Origin of the sequence: Vibrio cyclitrophicus, assembly GCA_023206055.1 — a bacterium.
In the GTDB taxonomy this organism is placed as follows: domain Bacteria; phylum Pseudomonadota; class Gammaproteobacteria; order Enterobacterales; family Vibrionaceae; genus Vibrio; species Vibrio cyclitrophicus_A.
This window is the reverse complement of record CP065367.1, coordinates 42,949-59,557: the sequence shown is the minus strand read 5'-3', so window position 1 is coordinate 59,557 and position 16,609 is coordinate 42,949. Positions and strand designations below refer to the sequence as shown.

16 protein-coding genes are annotated in these 16,609 nt (G+C 42.3%); 5 read left to right on the top strand and 11 right to left on the bottom strand.

All coding sequences use genetic code 11. The features are described from left to right. Window positions 1-24: 24 nt before the first annotated feature. From ITG09_16180 to yegD, 4 genes are all read right to left on the bottom strand, one after another. Window positions 25-657, bottom strand: coding sequence for a LysE family translocator (locus tag ITG09_16180; protein UPR54494.1), 633 nt, complete (start codon window positions 655-657; stop codon window positions 25-27). Between the two features lie 150 nt (window positions 658-807). Further along, entirely contained in the window at window positions 808-1,440 is a 633-nt protein-coding gene (locus tag ITG09_16175; protein ID UPR54493.1) for a fumarylacetoacetate hydrolase family protein, read from the bottom strand. 344 nt (window positions 1,441-1,784) lie between these two features. After that, window positions 1,785-2,843, bottom strand: a complete 1,059-nt coding sequence (locus ITG09_16170; protein UPR54492.1) for a porin — start codon at window positions 2,841-2,843, stop codon at window positions 1,785-1,787. 492 nt (window positions 2,844-3,335) lie between these two features. Next, complete coding sequence (yegD, locus tag ITG09_16165) at window positions 3,336-4,688, bottom strand: molecular chaperone (protein ID UPR54491.1); 1,353 nt, start codon at window positions 4,686-4,688, stop codon at window positions 3,336-3,338. 158 nt (window positions 4,689-4,846) lie between these two features. On the opposite strand from yegD, the gene ITG09_16160 reads away from it, so the two are divergent. Then, on the top strand, window positions 4,847-5,155 hold the full coding sequence (locus ITG09_16160) for a DUF1289 domain-containing protein (GenBank protein ID UPR54490.1): 309 nt from the start codon (window positions 4,847-4,849) through the stop codon (window positions 5,153-5,155). Window positions 5,156-5,274: 119 nt separating this feature from the next. On the opposite strand, the gene ITG09_16155 is transcribed toward ITG09_16160, so the two are convergent. Beyond that, window positions 5,275-5,625: a HopJ type III effector protein gene (locus tag ITG09_16155; GenBank protein ID UPR54489.1), complete on the bottom strand. Its 351-nt coding sequence runs from the start codon at window positions 5,623-5,625 to the stop codon at window positions 5,275-5,277. Between the two features lie 194 nt (window positions 5,626-5,819). Here ITG09_16155 and ITG09_16150 point away from each other — a divergent pair, with 194 nt between their 5' ends. After that, the gene (locus ITG09_16150; protein UPR54488.1) at window positions 5,820-6,479 is read left to right on the top strand and encodes a PilZ domain-containing protein; all 660 of its coding nucleotides are present in this window, start codon (window positions 5,820-5,822) and stop codon (window positions 6,477-6,479) included. Between the two features lie 85 nt (window positions 6,480-6,564). On the opposite strand, the gene ITG09_16145 is transcribed toward ITG09_16150, so the two are convergent. The 5 genes from ITG09_16145 to ITG09_16125 all read right to left on the bottom strand — a co-directional run bounded on the left by ITG09_16145 (window position 6,565) and on the right by ITG09_16125 (window position 11,769). After that, window positions 6,565-9,138 (bottom strand): response regulator, encoded by a 2,574-nt coding sequence (locus ITG09_16145; protein ID UPR54487.1) that lies wholly within the window; start codon window positions 9,136-9,138, stop codon window positions 6,565-6,567. Further along, a complete protein-coding gene (locus tag ITG09_16140; GenBank protein UPR54486.1) occupies window positions 9,138-10,232 on the bottom strand; it encodes a substrate-binding domain-containing protein in 1,095 nt (364 codons plus the stop codon). The genes ITG09_16145 and ITG09_16140 overlap by 1 nt, the downstream gene beginning before the upstream one ends. A gap of 308 nt (window positions 10,233-10,540) precedes the next feature. Further along, complete coding sequence (locus tag ITG09_16135) at window positions 10,541-10,855, bottom strand: GIY-YIG nuclease family protein (protein ID UPR54485.1); 315 nt, start codon at window positions 10,853-10,855, stop codon at window positions 10,541-10,543. After that, a complete protein-coding gene (locus ITG09_16130) occupies window positions 10,856-11,512 on the bottom strand; it encodes a YceH family protein (protein UPR54484.1) in 657 nt (218 codons plus the stop codon). A 56-nt stretch (window positions 11,513-11,568) separates the two neighbouring features. Further along, window positions 11,569-11,769 (bottom strand): hypothetical protein, encoded by a 201-nt coding sequence (locus tag ITG09_16125; GenBank protein UPR54483.1) that lies wholly within the window; start codon window positions 11,767-11,769, stop codon window positions 11,569-11,571. A gap of 195 nt (window positions 11,770-11,964) precedes the next feature. Between ITG09_16125 and ITG09_16120 the strand changes: the two genes are divergently transcribed. The 3 genes from ITG09_16120 (at window position 11,965) to ITG09_16110 (ending at window position 13,781) form a co-directional block, all read left to right on the top strand. Beyond that, window positions 11,965-12,279: a DUF496 family protein gene (locus ITG09_16120; protein UPR54482.1), complete on the top strand. Its 315-nt coding sequence runs from the start codon at window positions 11,965-11,967 to the stop codon at window positions 12,277-12,279. A gap of 472 nt (window positions 12,280-12,751) precedes the next feature. After that, entirely contained in the window at window positions 12,752-13,378 is a 627-nt protein-coding gene (locus ITG09_16115; GenBank protein UPR54481.1) for a hypothetical protein, read from the top strand. A gap of 166 nt (window positions 13,379-13,544) precedes the next feature. Further along, complete coding sequence (locus tag ITG09_16110) at window positions 13,545-13,781, top strand: hypothetical protein (protein UPR54480.1); 237 nt, start codon at window positions 13,545-13,547, stop codon at window positions 13,779-13,781. A 32-nt stretch (window positions 13,782-13,813) separates the two neighbouring features. On the opposite strand, the gene ITG09_16105 is transcribed toward ITG09_16110, so the two are convergent. After that, window positions 13,814-16,378, bottom strand: coding sequence for a response regulator (locus ITG09_16105; protein UPR55193.1), 2,565 nt, complete (start codon window positions 16,376-16,378; stop codon window positions 13,814-13,816). Window positions 16,379-16,609: the final 231 nt, after the last annotated feature.

The following is a 16,609-nucleotide window of genomic DNA, read 5'->3' as shown; positions in this document are numbered from 1 at the left end:
GAGAAAATATCTGGGTTGATCCGTCTACGAAGTAAAGAAAGACGACAACATCCAGATAGCCAACACGATGAATACGCCCCCCATCAGTTTCTGCTGATAAGTACGGAACTTAGCATTTTCTACCAGAGACTTACCAATAGTACCCACCAACGCCACCAGCAAGAAATTGAACGTTAAACCTAAGACATTCAGTAACAAGCCAAGCACTAACATCTGCTCGCCCGAAGTCGCTTCGATATTCGTCGATACAAACTGAGGCAAGAACATCACAAAGAACACTAAGGCTTTGGGGTTCAGCAGGTTACTGATCAGTGCTCGTTGATAATAGGCTTTTGCAGCGAAATTATCGTTTAACTCCGGCGCGTTGCCCTGCTCTGTTCGCAAGCAATCCCACCCCATCTTCAACAAGTACGCGCCGCCTAACAGATGGAGAGCTTTAAGCGCTATTGGGCTCATCGCAATCAATGCTGATACACCCATAGCCGCTAATACTGTCAGAATAATTCCAGAAGTTGCATTACCTAAACTTGCGAACACACCGACCTTACGGCCATAGCTCATGCTTGAGCTCGCGATCAGTAACATATCAGGGCCAGGTAAAAGAAGAAGTGCAACAACGGCAGTCAGGTAGACAGGTAAAATGGTTAAGTCGATCATGAGGTTCAGCATTGATAAAAACGGAGGCGGATTTTATATCAATTACCAACACCCTTCTAGATGCAATTAGTTGTTCCATGTCTATTTGTTCGAATTAAAAACCATAATCAAACAACAAGGCCAATTTTTTAACTAAATAGAAAAGACTAATTAACTTGCTACCCACTCAATCTCAATCAATGTCGTATCGCCACACTTTAGGCGACCAAGGAAAATATCGCCTCTGTGCACAGCACCAACACCTTTTGGAGTACCCGTCATCACAACATCGCCATCAAGCAAAGTCGTGTAAGAAGATAACTCTTCGAGGATAGTTTGTGGAGAATAAAGCATCTGCTCTACGTGCCCTTTTTGAACGCGAACACAGTTAATAAACAGCTCTAGATTTAAGTCAGAGAGATCGAAGTTATCAAGGGGGACAAAGCGGCTCAAAACAGCAGAACCATCAAACGCTTTAGCGCGCTCCCAAGGCAAGCCTTTCGCTTTTAAGCTACTTTGCAATTCACGTTTGGTGAGATCTAGCCCTAAACCCACAGCGGAGTACTGACCATTTTCAACGATAAAACAGATTTCTGATTCGTAGTGCAGCGCTTCTTGATGAAAAGAAGACAGAGATGACGTAACACTGGTGCTCGGTTTATTGAAAACCACCATTGAGTCTGGAATTGCGTTATTGAGTTCTTCGATGTGATCGACATAGTTGCGCCCAACACACAGCACCTTAGTTGGAGTTGCTGTTCGTTTCGAATTCATCAGCTGTTCCTGATCGACAACACTGCTCATAGTTTATCCCTGAACTATTTTTGGAGTGGAGAGTTTAACGCATCATAAAATGAGAGTCTTCGACAAGATGGTTACCAATATCTAAATTCTGATCTTTAGCTCAATTAAATGATTTAAATACTTTTATCCGAAGATCGCGACATATAAGAACTGATTGAAAGAGCCATAGCTACGTAGATCAAATGAATAGCTGAGGAACATGAAGGAAAAGCTAAAACAGATACGTATAGAACGAAAAAAGCCCTCTCAAACCAAAAGGCTGGAGAGGGCTTAGCATGGTGTCTAGGACAGTATCCTAAAAGGTAAACTTAAGGAGTAAACACTATGCTAAATAAGTCTGCGACTTATAGGTAGTAACGAGCACCAAGTAGCCATTGGTCGTCAGCTTTTTCTTTGTACACGCCAGAACCTTGTAGGTCGAACTGGTAACCAGCAAAGCCTACGAACTGAGATGTGAAGTTGTATTCAGCTTGTAAAGCAGTTGTAGCAAATACTGTGTCGCTTAGCTTGTCGTCTTCTACTGCTTCGTAGTTAACGCTTAGGTTAAGGCTATTAGAAAGCGCGTAAGACGCTAGTAACTCAATAGCTACAGTCTCTTCTAGAGCAACGCCTGAGCTTGAGTTCATGTAGTTGTTCATTGCGTATACACCAGCAAGGAACAAACCCTCTGAACCGTAAGAACCGTATGTTGCACTTACTACGTGAGAATCAGCTGTTTTAGAACCACCCGCGATGTTACCAAACGTAACGTCACCAGTGTTGTATGCATAGTTTGCAGTAACATCAGCAATTGAGTAGTTCAAAGCGATTTGACCGCGGTTACCGTACTCGTTTGTGTTTGTATCTGATACATCGTCAGACTTACGACCTTGCCATGCAACACCAACGTTTAGAGAGCCAGCATTACCGAAATCGACAGCATTAGCGTAGCTAACCATCTCTTCACCACGACCAGTACCTAGGTTACCATGATCGTCGTAGATGAAATCGTTCGCGAATGCGATTGGCATATCTGCTACGCCAGCAACGTTGTAGTAAGGTGCCCATTGAGTACCTACTGCTGCACGACCGTAATCATCGTGAGAAAGACCAACGTAGCCAAGACGAGTTGTGAATGACTCATCACCACCGTCAAGCATGTTTAACGCCCATTCACCTTTAGCGTCAGCAGTAAAGCCATTGCCAAGATCGTGAGTTGCACCGAAGTTGATACGTGGAGATACAGTTTCTACACCGATGTCATCTTCATTAAGACGGTCATCGCTGTTTACGTCACCAACTGCAACTGAAACGTGGCCGCCAACTGAGAATGTTGTGCCATCTTCGTTGTAAAGTTCTACTGCAACTGCCTGTGTACCAAATACTGCACCAGAAATCGCTAGCGCTAAAAGTTTCTTATTCATTGTTATGTCCATTATGTAACTAGGTGAGTTATTCACTAACAACCTCGTGCTTACGGAGAAGTTGTTACCTGTAATTAACAAGTAGCGAAACCCTAATATACGAATGACAAGAAAGTTGCATTAAAATATGTAAAATAAAAAAAACCGCACTATAAAAAACAAAAAAATCTCATTAAAACAAAGATATAAAAGTATAATTACTGATAATTCCTTTCATTTTTTGAGATGGGTTTTTTGATTATTTTTGATTTTATAATCATTAAAATAGCATTAAAAATCTAATTTCATGATGACTCATCAGACCATCGAGAGACCAACCCTCAACACTGAAACATTTGGTAACATATAGAACCCAGTAGAAATATTTAGCTTTGTGAAACAACTCTTGATTTGAGATAGGAAAAATCGCTCAATTGAAAGTTCACTAGAGAAAATATAAAAAAGGGCAACCAATCAACGACTGGTTGCCCTGCATGACTCATCATTGAACTCTTATTTGAAGCAAACCTCAGCCCAACGAGCTAAACCTGCAGTTACTGAACCGAAGTAGTTACCACTCACAATAGGTACGTTCGGCACAGCTTGTTGTACGGCGGCACGAAGTATCGGCGAACGAGCGGAACCACCCGTCATGTAGATTACGTCTGGCTTTTTCTGGCCTTGTTGAATCGCTTCTTTGACCAACTCAATCATCTTAGACTTTGGTGTTTCAATCGCTTCAACCATCTGTTCGACTGAGATGTCCACCTCGACCAGTTCAGAGGCAACATTAATCGCAGCACGGTATTGAGAGGATTCAGCCAAGGCGATCTTAGCTTCTTCTGCTCTGCGCACAATGCCGTAACCTAAAGTATCATGATAAACCTTCATCAAACGCTCTAGCTTTTGAGGCTCTGACGCTTCTTTGCGAAGTAATTTTAGTGCTGCTAAGTTTTCTTTTGAATAGAAATTCTTTTGAGCTTCAACATTATTGATCGCAATTGGATTCCAGAATTGAGTTAGTGGCATATCAATACCCGAAATGCCTTTGCTGCCCATACCAAAAGGTGACATCAGTTGTTTGAACGCAAGATAGATATCGAGGTCATTCCCCCCTACCCTTTGTCCGCTGTGTGCCAACAAGCTCTGGGTACGATCCGCTTTACCAGACCAACTTGGACCCATTTCTAATAGTGAGCAATCGGTGGTACCACCACCAATATCGACAACCAACACCGTTTGGTTTTCAGTTAAGGTGCTTTCGTAATCAAGACCTGCGGCTACTGGCTCAAATTGAAAAGCGATATCAAGGAAACCTGCACGCTTAGCTGCGCGAGACAGTATGTCTTCAGCTTGTCTGTTCGCCTCTTCACCACCTCGACCGTGGAAGTTAATTGGTCGACCGATAACAGCTTGCTTGATCTGCTCTTGAGTCGTGAGTTCGGCTTGATGCTTAATATTTGCCATCATGGCGCACACTAAATCTTCGAAAAAACTCACCTGAACATCATGTAGCCCACTCGCGCCAAGGAAAGACTTAGGAGACTTAACATAATAAACATCGCGAGGGTCTTCTAAATATAAGTCCAACGCAGCCTGACCAAATGCCATGTCTTCTGGTACTAGGTCGATACTCTCTTCTCTATTCAACGCAATCGCACGTCGTAGTACTTGCTCACCGATCGCATCACTCGGCTTGATATTCAAGTGGCGAAATAGGTGTTCAGAGACGCTTTCACGAGTAGGTGCAAAAACAGTTGAGGGAATATAGTGGTTGTTACCTTCTAGCGGTAACAGGCTTGGCTCTCCATTAACCATCGCCGCGACAGAACAGTTAGCTGTTCCATAATCAAATCCAATAAACATAATATCCCCCACTCAACAAAAGGGGCGAGATGCTACATGAAAAGCCTTGAAATTACGAGGTCATTTACTTTGTTGATTGGTCATTTTTTGGTTTGCTGACTCTTAATAGGCAAACAAATATGCTACATTTCAGCCCAGATGAATCACAGGTTAGATAAATGAAAACACCTTGCCGAGCGGCTTGTAAAAATAATGGCGGAATGTGCAGTGGCTGCTTTCGAACAATGGATGAAATTATAGGCTGGAAAGGCTTATCTGAAGATGAACGAGTATCGGTCATGGATAACCTTAGTGGTGCGAGTTCAACTCACCAATGTCCACAATGTAATGAGCCAGCTCAATGCGATATCAGTGCGGGTAAAGAGACGTGTTGGTGTTTTGAGCTAGAAAAACGAGATACTAGCGATATTCCAAAGGCTGGTGTTTGTATGTGCCGTAAGTGTTTATCTGCCTTGCCTGTTCAGTAGTTTATAACCTATTCAGCAAGTTACGAGCCAGTTCAACATAGAAAAAAAAAGCGAGAGGTTATTTTCTCGCTTCAAAATACTGAGATTAAGTTTGGACTTAATCGTTACCTAGTTAGTCTTTACTTCGCTTTTGCAATCAGCGCACGCTGAGAAAACTGGATACCATTCCAGCCATGAACCATGAAGTTACGAATATTTTGATGGTCGGTATTCTTTGGAAAACCTAACACGTCGTTACGATAGAATTGGCCAAAACAAGCAAGTGTTTGTTCAGCTGATAAGCCTTGCTCTAAACCAAAAGCAAAAATCTTACACGAACCATTATTCTGCCCTGCTGCGTTCACTACCTCACCATTGCGAAATTCGCTCTCAGAAAAATCATAGTGAGCTTCGATCACTTGCATTGTATCTTCGAATTGCACGGCTTCTGGGGTTTCAGCCAGAGTATTCAATAAGGTTTCCAGTTCCATTTACTATTTCTCCATCAAGTATATATCTAACAGCAGTGTATCTTGTTTTAAGACAAGAGTAAGCCGTTGTTTACTTGAGATAGCGATTCACTTTTTTGTTGTATACAGCTAATTACCTCAATGAAACTAATGACATAGTTCTATCAGGACGTTATATTATTTTATCAAACGATTAACATTGTTCAGTAACGAATATGCATAAAGATAAAAACTTAGAACTGTTCAGATACCTAAAGCCAGGTACAAAAACAGCAGGTGTATTAGAATTTGGTCCAGACGACTCAATCCCGATAAGTACACTTTATATCGGACACAAAGAAGATCAGTACCTTATCCTTGAGCTTTCACAAAAAGCGACAGAAGCACTGACGCTGAGAAAGCTAACAAACATTGATATTATTGTTCGTGCGATTACCGACACCGAACTTGGGCACATTGTGGCGTTCAAAACCAATATACTGGCTCATATCACCTCACCGGCCCACCTTATCTTCCTTCGCCCACCCTCAAACTTTGCAACCAAGCCTATTCGTGAGCACGAAAGGTATAAGGTACGTCTCCACTGTGAAGTCACCTTTGATACCTTGTCGCTAGATGCCACTCTGGTCGATTTTTCAGCGTCAGGTTGCGGTATCTTTCTTACGCAGCAATCAGATATTGATGTCGGCTGGAAGATTAAAGTTAATTCCGACTTGAATGAGTACTTAGATGACGATCTGGTCTACAAAGTGGTGAGTAAGAAAAGGCAAAGACAAGGTTGGCTGTTAGGTATCCAATTTCCTGAACACCTAGATATGAGTGATGAGTTGAAAACATTGTTGTTGGAACAAGCCTTTGTCGCAGGTTCGATATAAAGACAGACTCAACAGGGTTTGTACAGCAACACCAAATTAGTCACTTATCTTCAATAGAGTCCGTTTAAGAACACTAGGTTAAAGCCTAGTGCTCTGTGTTATTCCAGTATGAGTTTTTAAAATGAACAAACGCTTGATGTAGCGACTCTTCTTTAATCGGTTTTACAATCACGTAATTCGCCCCTGCGGCCATAAAACTGTCTCTTGTTGACTCTTGAGCATCAGCGGTACACGCATAAATAGGGGCGGACACACCAATCTCACCTCTTAGTTGCTGAGTGGTTTCAACACCACCGAGATTGGGAAGTTGGTTATCCATCAAGATCAGGTCATAGGTTATCGTCTTCGCCATCTCTATCGCTTCTAAGCCATCTTTTGCCCAAGTGACGACCATGCCATATTTTTTACAGAAAGCCTGCGCAATAAAGGCGTTGGTGTGGTTGTCTTCCACTAGCAATACGTTCAAAGGTCGACTAAACAACGCCTCTGGTTTGACTTCATCTTGTTGCTTAACATCGACTAGTAACGGTTTAGCGTGTACGACCACTGGAATTTCTATCGTAAACTCAGATCCGAGCCCCATCACGCTACGGACTTGAATGTCCCCTTCCAACATATCGACCAAATTCTTCACAATCGTAAGTCCTAAACCAGTACCACCATATTCACGAGTCGTGGTCTCTTCGGCTTGAACAAAGGGTTCAAAAACAGCATCAATTTTACTTTCATCAATACCAATTCCGGAATCTTTCACTCGAACGATCAAGCTGGCGTGCTCAGAGTTAAAGATACTCTCGAGCTCAAAGCTGACGGAGATACCGCCTTGATGAGTGAATTTAAGGGCGTTGCTCAGCAGGTTAAACATGATCTGATTGAGGCGTACTTGATCGGTGTTGATTTCGATGTCGTCAACCAAGTGATTCACAATGGTAAATTCGACGGATTTATCTTCACACAGCGGACGATAAATGCTGTCTAAGGTATTAACTAACTCCCCTAAACGGAAGTCTTTCTTTTGAATATTAAACTGCCCTTGTTCGATCTTTGAAAAGTCCAGGATATCGTTAAGTACCGCCAGTAAATGTTCCGCGCTATTACACAGTACATCCACCTGCTCGCGGTTGTCTTCATTGTTCATAGAGCGCTTCAACAACTGGGACACACCGAGAATACCGTTCAGCGGCGTGCGAATCTCATGACTCATCTTAGCTAAGAAATCCGCACGTACATTCGCAAGGTGCTCTGCTTCTTCTCTTGCTCTATCGGCCTGTCGCTCCGCCTCGATAAGCTTAGTAATATCTTGCCCTTGTACCACCACACCCGTGATGCCGTGTTCCACGCGAATGGCAGACATGTTCCAGCGAAACACCTTTTCACCAATGGGTACGTTAATCCCCGTCAGTTTAGAGCCTTGAACCACCATTTGAATATTCGGCAACATACGATGCTCAAACTCTTGAGCGATTGGGCCGTAATTATCATCGGCATCGAATAACGCCATACGAGCAGCGGGGTTCATCTGAATCAAGTCGCCTTTCTCAGACCAAACCAAGATAGGCGAATGAGCAAAGTTAAAGAGATCTTGGAATTTTTGATTCTGTTCCGACAAACGTTCAAAGGTATCTTCAAGGGTACAACCAATATGGTGGAATTCGAAAATATTAGAGCCATCAAACTTGTTGTACTCTTCGCCATCACTGGCTGAACGAGTGAAATCCATTAGCTTATCGAGTTCCGCAGAGACCCTTCTTTGAATCCAAGCTCGCGCAAAGAAAGACATTAATATGATCACTACAACCACCACGATGATCGCACGCTGATAATTCTCTTCTAATGCAATGAAGTTATTATTCTTTTGAACGGCTCGAATGATTAAAGGGGTTTCAACCGCATTGATTTTAATGGTTGTAATGGTGACGAAATGACGAGGCAACTGCTCGTACATTTGATAATTGAGGATGTCAGCACTGGTATAGCTTTCATCACCACTAAATGTCGATGTAACAGGTCTACCGTGCGCTTCAATAATGATATTTTCGCAGTTACTGCCTTGTTGGATTGACTCAGCTAAAGAGAAATTATTATCAAGCACGATGGCAATATAGAGCTGACCAAGAACTTCCCCGGTAACGTTATCAACAATAGGTGTACGACGAGCCAACAAGTGACGCTTACCTATATCTGTCCCCAGTTTAATAAAATGCCAATTACTGCTGAACGAAACCTCATCAGAAATATGCTTTAAATTGGATTCATCCAAACCATAAAATTGACTGTTGCCGTCTTCCCAAGCCAAACCATCATGAGTAGAGACAAAGCGTAAATCTGGTGCATGTTCAGGTTCACGTTGGTCAACACCAAAGAAAAAGTAGCTCAGAATCTCTTCATTGCCCGTATCAAAATACTCTCGGAGAGTTTCACTGTGGGAGCTACTGTCTTGATGGATTTGCAGCACCGACAAACGATAATCAAACATGTTTTGGATCAGGCTTGAGGTTTGCTGAACCGTTCGATTCGTCTCTTGCTTTACGATATTACTACTGGTTTCATAATTATGAATAAGCACGCTAAGTGCCATCACGCCTATCACTAAAATAACGATACGCGTAATGAGTTTAGCTAAAGTGTTTCTAGGTGTACTGGCGTAGCTTTTCTTCATTATTGACCTGAGTACCTAAATGCTCGCTGTTTAAGTTCTGAAATACGTTCTGGGGAATCTTCCTTGGTCACTATTTCAAATTCACCAGAGTAAACGGTAGGCACTTCCAAACCGGCTAGATCCCACTTGATCGCCTCTGCCATCGCAATGCCCGTATCGTCGTTCATGCGCATGACAGTAACATCTAGGTCGCCCCTTGCTATGGCTTCAAGTTCAGCAGAGCCACCGCCCCAACCATTCACTAAGATATCTTGACCCGATTCACGAATAGCTTCCACCGCACCAAGAGCGACATCCGTTGAGCATGCATAGATAAAGTCTAGATCCTGATCGTTCTCTATGCTGATTTTAGCCGCTTGGTAACCACTGTCTTTGTTTGATTTTGTGTAAAACGAAGACTTAAGCGTAAAGTTCGTATCCGTATTCACTTCATGAATAAAAGTATCTCCACGCGCATCACTGATATAACCTTGTGAGTAATATAAAACAGAATACTTACTGTCTGGTTGGCTTACTTGTTTAAAATAGTCCGCCAGTTTTAAGCTGCCTGTCGCATGATCAAAACCCACATACATAAGTGGCTGTCTATCCGCCCAGGCACGAACTGGCGTTGTGATGTTTTGAAGAATCAGCTTGGTGTCTGTGGAGGTCAATACATGCTCAATAAACTTGCGGTGGCGCGTGGTGTCTAGCGTGAAAATCAAATAATCCGTCTTATTCTCAATGGCTTCTTGCAGTGAAATGCTCTGCTGCGTGAGGTCGGCATTAATACGGGTAAATACTTGATTTATTTGATAGCGAATTTTCAGCCTATCGAGACGCTTCTCAAAAGCTTGAATATTACGAACCCAGTAATCCGAGATCTGTTGACCCGGATACACCACGGAAATCGTGATCGGCTCATCTTGCATTCTTCTTAATGGCACAGGGTGATTTTGTACAGCCTCGACCATTTTATCGGTCAATGCTTTTTGTTCTGGAAAAGTGGAAAGATAATCTTGGTATTCCCAGTACCCATTCAGGACATGAGTACCATGGGATAGAGCGGACGCAGAAAATACGGCAAGCCCAAACAACATCAGTAAACGTTTCATATTTTTCTCGTTTTATATGAGCTACTTTGGCTCATTTTTTAACCTAGCATGACACCATCTCTTCGTATGGCTGATGGATATTATGTAGGACAACGATGATAAATGATAGCGTCTAACACTAATTAGAACGACATTCTAAATGAGCAATATGTTAATTTGGAATGGAGATTAAGACAAACGAGTTAAAGCGTGAATCAAAACCACTAAGATAAAGATTGATTAACCTTTAAATTCAATTAGTTAACTGCATTTATAGCGATCATTTTCATTATTGAGATTTAATCAATAACAAACATTTTGGCTATGAATTATGAGACTTCGATATATTGAATTTTGTCTTTTTGCCACTCAACAATCAGTTTGAGTGATACCAGTTTTTCTTTGCGAGATTTGGGCAATTGCTTGATCGCGTATTCGGTTTTCAACGCCTCACTTTTTGAGCTAACACCAAAACTCCAAACCAGCTTAAGCGGACCTTTACCTTTTAAAGCTTTGGCACCCTTACCGGTTTGATGCTGTTCAAATCGACGTTCTAGATTGTTTGTCACGCCACAATAAAGGGCATTGTGACGATTGCGGATCAAGTACACGACCCAATCCGCATTTTTATCAGCGTCTGACATTTAAAGCAGTGATTCAACCAGAGCCTTAAGCTCTGCTACTTCTGCTCGTAGGCTTGCGACTTCAGACTCAAGTTCTTCAAACTTTTCACTCGTTGCAGAGGGTGCCGCTGTGCTTACTGATGCCGTTGCAAACGCTTCAACATCCACCTCACCGCTCAACAAGTGCTGGTAGCGTGATTCACGTTTACCCGCTTCGCGTGGTAGCTTGACCACTAACGCACCTGCTTCTCTTGCAGCGAGTTTATCTAACGTTGCTTCTACTTCTTTCACATCACTAAAGTTTGCAAGGCGACCCGTTCGTGTACGAAGTTCACCGGGTGTTTGCGCGCCGCGCAGTAACATGCAACAGATGATTGCACGCTCTTGCTCTGTAAATTGTAGATCACCGAACTCGGTGTTGCAGAAACGATGCTGATACTTATTAACACGGCTATTGAAGCTGCTTTCATCGCTCACCATGCGACGTCCGATTAAACCATCAACCGCATCTAAAACGTCTGACTCAGAAAGAGACAGAACAGGCTCACGGTTACTCTTTTGATTACATGCCGTTGTTAAGCTGTTCAGTGTCAGTGGATAATGATCGGGAGTAGTGACTTCTTTCTCGATCAAACAACCGATAATTCTCGCTTCAATTGGGGAAAGTACTGTGTTCATCGTTTTTCCTTTTTATTATTTTGATAATTCCATCTCAACACCTAAACATGCAGTAACTAGTGTTCAGACAAAATTGGTACTCGTTTCTTTCTACCCTGTTCATCAATCATTATGATCTTAGAACGGTTTAGCTCTATTTCCACGACTTCCAGATAAGTACGCTCTTGTACATACGCATCACGAAGCTTGTTTTTTTCTGCTGAAGATTCAGTGACATTGTCGTCCAAATCTTCGTTTTCTAATTGTTGTTGATTCATTTCACATTTCGTATCAATGCAGTATCTACATGGGATACTAACTTGAACGGTAAGATAAAAACAATCACACATCAGCGAGAGTGACGAATAATTAAACAACCTTACTTTAGCTTTGATCTAAAGACTGTTACATCATCAATTGATGTGCTTTAATCAGAACCAGACAACGTATTTGACGAATAGGAAAAGGAATCTATGAGCAGCGTATTTGAAATTGTTAACCAAGCACGACGTAAGAACAAACTTAAGCGTGAACTTTTAGACAACGAAAAGAAAGTTCGTGACAACCGCAAGCGTGTCGACCTTCTTGATAACCTACTTGATTACATCAAGCCAGAGATGACTCATGATGAGATCTTAAGCATTATCAAAAACATGAAAGCAGACTACGAAGACCGTGTTGATGACCACATCATTAAGAGCGCAGAGATTTCTAAAGCGCGTCGCGATATCAGCCGTCGTATTCGTGAACTGACAGAAGAAGACAAGCAAATCCAAGGTAAGAAGTAATCTAACCTAGCGAATTTACTTGCAATAATGTTAGGGCGTGTTGACCTTTCGAGGTTAAATTTTGTTCGAGATAAAAGCGTTTTAATCGCGGCGAGGGAGAAGTAGCCTAGTCATTCTAAGCAAATCTCCCTCAACAAAGAGTAAAGCGCTTTTAGCCGAACCCTTCGGGCAGCGTTTGCTGGTCATTTCTACTGCGTTATCGGCTTCTCATGTAGGCTAGCTACACATCGACGCCTCTGTCTTGTATAAATACCCAGCAACTCGCTGCAAAAACCAGCTCGAAAGGTCAACACGCCCTCATAACCCACTCTTTATAGTGGGTTTTTTTGTACCTAGATTCTAACGTCTATACTTAAGCATACCTAAGTAACCGCATGAAACTGAACAACTACAGAACACTGAAAAACTAAAGAAAACAGAGCAACCGTAGGAACAAAAATAACTAGGTGAACATCAGCGATGGAGAGACCTTATGTACGCAAGTATTCTGATTACCTTAGCTTTATCAACCGCACAGCCCTACCCTGAAGAATTTGAACGACTGTATACCGAAGAAACAGAAATTACTTATGACGATCTCGTTGTCGATGTTCATGGGTACAAGGTTCCGACTCGTTCAGCATTTAGAGGTTGGATGCTTCTAAATCACGCAGAAGACAGAGTGAGAGAAATCGGACAACAGCTCAAAGAAGCCGGTATTACGCAAAGCATGCCTTTGCACTTAGTGTTGCTACAAGGGACAGATTGGGCAATGAGTAACACCACCTTGTTTACCTTGCCCGATAAGAAAAACGTACCCAACATGATCAAAACGTTGAAGTACATACAACAATACATTGAACCTGAAATTGGCGTCGTTATTCCCGTGTCTGGTGAACGTTCTAAACTCTACAACCAACAAGCTGGCGGTGCTCTGCGCAGTAAGCACTTAGAGTTCTGTGCCTTAGACCTGGTTCCTGCAAATGACATTACTCGTAAAGATCTACACGTGAAACTTAAAAAGATTCATTCGGAATTTGGGCAAAAAAATAACGTTGGGCTGGGTTTATATTCTGGTGTTCGATTCCACATCGATACTTGTGGGTTTAGACAGTGGTAGAGTGACACCCCTGAGTCATAAAGACTCATAATTATTACATGTCATTTTAACTCTAAAAGTAAGAATCTCTATATAAATTCATGATTATAAATGCAAATTAAAACTGGAACGCTAATTGCTATTAATAACAAGTATCATAATTATTAATAGCAATTAGGAATTCAATATGAAGACGATGACTCAACGCTTTCAAACTCTACTTTCTGTTTCAAACTTCAGTCTAGCTATCACAACCTTGCTTATGCTTCTCAGTATTATCGTTGCTTATCCAATGGCCGATCACTTCTCACTGCCAATTCAAATCGTCGCCCACATCAGCACAATCTTAGTCGCAGCCTTGTTGAAAATCAGCTATGTCGGTCGTTGCCTTGCACAATACAACCTTGGATTGGAAGTTCGTTAATTAGCACCTCGTTAGCCTTGATACGGGAGCCCTTAGACAATATCAAGGCTACTGAAAAGATCGTACAACTGATGAGATTTATAGGGTTTCGGTAAGTAGGCGTTCATACCGGCTTCAAAACAGTCTTTGATGTCTTCTTCTAGAACACTGGCGGTTAGAGCAATGATGGGTAATGGCGTGACTTGTTGATCGACTTCCCACTGACGAATCGCACGAGTCGCCGTTATACCATCCATAACAGGCATCATGCAATCCATTAAGATCGCATCAAACTGGGCACCTTGGGTGATGACATCGACCGCTTCTTGGCCATTACTCGTAATCAAATATTCATAACCCGCTTGCTCGAGGAAGAAGCTCGCTATTTTTTGATTCATCAGATTATCTTCAACAATCAAAATGCGTCGATTCAGAGATCGAACCTCTTCATCTTTTGCTTCCACTTTAGGAGCCTGCTCTTCGCCAACATCGAGAGATTGTAAGCTGGTTAAGAAACGTCGGCCCAAAAATGGCAATGTATGAGTCGAGTGGACCGTTTCTGTGATTAGGTTGGTTTTAAAAAGATGATGCTGACACACAATGACGCGAGCAAGAGGATATAGCGTCTTCAACGCCGCAAGATCTTTCTCCATAGAGTGATGCAAGGTATGACAATAAAGTATGAAGTCGCTTTCTTTTACACTTTCACTAAGGGCAGCAATGGATGACACCACATTGGCTCGAACATTCAAACGCTCGCACTCTTTAACCAGTTGATCGAGGTAATTGAAAGAGTTCGAGATGATGGTCGCGCGGCTCAGGTTCTCGAAAGTTTGAACAGGCGCTTCTACAACATCGACATACAAACAAAACGTGAATGTAGAGCCCTCTCCTTTCACTGAACGTGCGGTAATGTAGCCGCCCATCAAATCAACAAGCTGTCGACAAATTGCAAGCCCTAGCCCCGTACCACCAAATTGGCGGGTAATGCTGCCATCTTCTTGAGTGAAAGGTTCAAATATGGACTCTAACTTCTCTGGCTCAATCCCAATCCCGGTATCAGACACACTGCATTCAAGCTTACCTCTACCCATAGACATGGGTGTATAAACAATGTCCGTGGTAATCGTGCCTTTGGACGTAAACTTGATGGCATTGGAAAGCAGATTGGTCAGCACCTGTCTCACGCGGTACTCATCGAAAAAGAGTTGTGGCGGCGTTTGATAATCGATATTGATGTCGAGCTCAATATCCTTACTGATCGCTTTCGATTGAATCACGCTCACAGAGTCATAGACCGCTTCGCGCAAATCAGCATTGTGTGGTGACAACATCAAGTTACCCGACTCTATTTTAGACAGGTCGAGGATGTCATTAAGCAACACCAACAAAGAGTGAGAAGACGATTCGATGTCTCCCAATACTTCTTGTTGATTTGGGCTCAGTTGGCTTTGAGATAAGATCTCAGCCATACCAATAATCCCATTAAGTGGCGTACGTATCTCATGTGACATATTGGCTAAGAATGCGCTTTTGGCTTTATTAGCCGAAATCGCGTCTTCTTTTGCTGTTATTAACTCTTTGTTGTGAAGATAGTTGCGCTCCATCACTCGATTTAGGGTTTCAGTGAACTCGGCAAGCTCATCGTTCCCTTGGATATGAATTACCTTAGGCTGACCGTAGCTATCAGCGCATTCCGACACGCCTTTCAAGATAATCGACAGGTTTCTGTTTAAACGCAGGGACGTCGCGACACCAAGCCACATCAAAACACCAGAAGCGACGAGTATCAGCAATGTCATGATCAAAGTTTGCCTTTTCTGCAAGGCTATATTCTTTGTCAGCTCAAACTGTATTTGCTTAGTGTAAGCGCCAATTGCTTTTGAAATCGCTCGTTTCTTAATCTCCAAACTTTTCAAGTGTTGATATATTTCGGGTGACGAAAAGTCTCCTTTGAGGATTCGAGATGTGAATTTGTCTTGGAATTCATCGTTGGCGACTGCATTTAACAACTGTCTAATGTTTGGAGAACGAGTATCTGAACGAAAAAACGTATCTAAAAGTTGCTGCTGCCTCTCTAGAGCTCCAACATAACTAAACAGAAATTGATTTTTAAACTCTGGAGAGCGATACAAACTGAAGCTTAACCACGCTTCTCTCTGAGTCCAAAATACGTAATGAGTAAGATTGATAAACATCGCATCCGCTTGACCGATATTTTCATCGGCTAAGGCCATGCGATAATCAGACAACTCCATCAACACGTCTTTTAACAAGTCGAAGGCGCGCTCTGTCAATTGTCTGCGGTCTGTTGTTTCAGGTGTATTCGCAAGACTCATCAACAGCTTTTTCAATTCAGCTAACTGATGATCAATGCTCCAATTGCTGTCGAACTGTTGAAGTCGCATCCCATACTGAGTGAGTCTATCCAGTTCTGATTGCAATGTTAAAAGCAACTGACCTTTCTCAGGGGAGTCATTAGACAGCACCAACCATCGATAAGCATCACTTGAAACCGTATTAAAAGATTGAAGCGCTTCGACCTTAATACGCGTTGTTTCAAGGTGATACATCTTCTCATCGTTCTTAAGCACTTCATTGACTGTAAACCCAAACATAATGAGTACAGAAACCGTGGAAAGAAAAATAAGACGCCATCTAATTGACATATTTATCATTTTTATAATGACTCCCTTCCCGAAGGTAATTTACCTAGCCCAAATTAAGAATAGGACATTAACAGGGGGTTATTGATCAAATTGGATATGAACAAACGATACTCTGAGTCCAGAACGGATATTTAAAATGAACAGGCATCGATATCAGTGCGGTCAAAAAGGAAAGGCTTC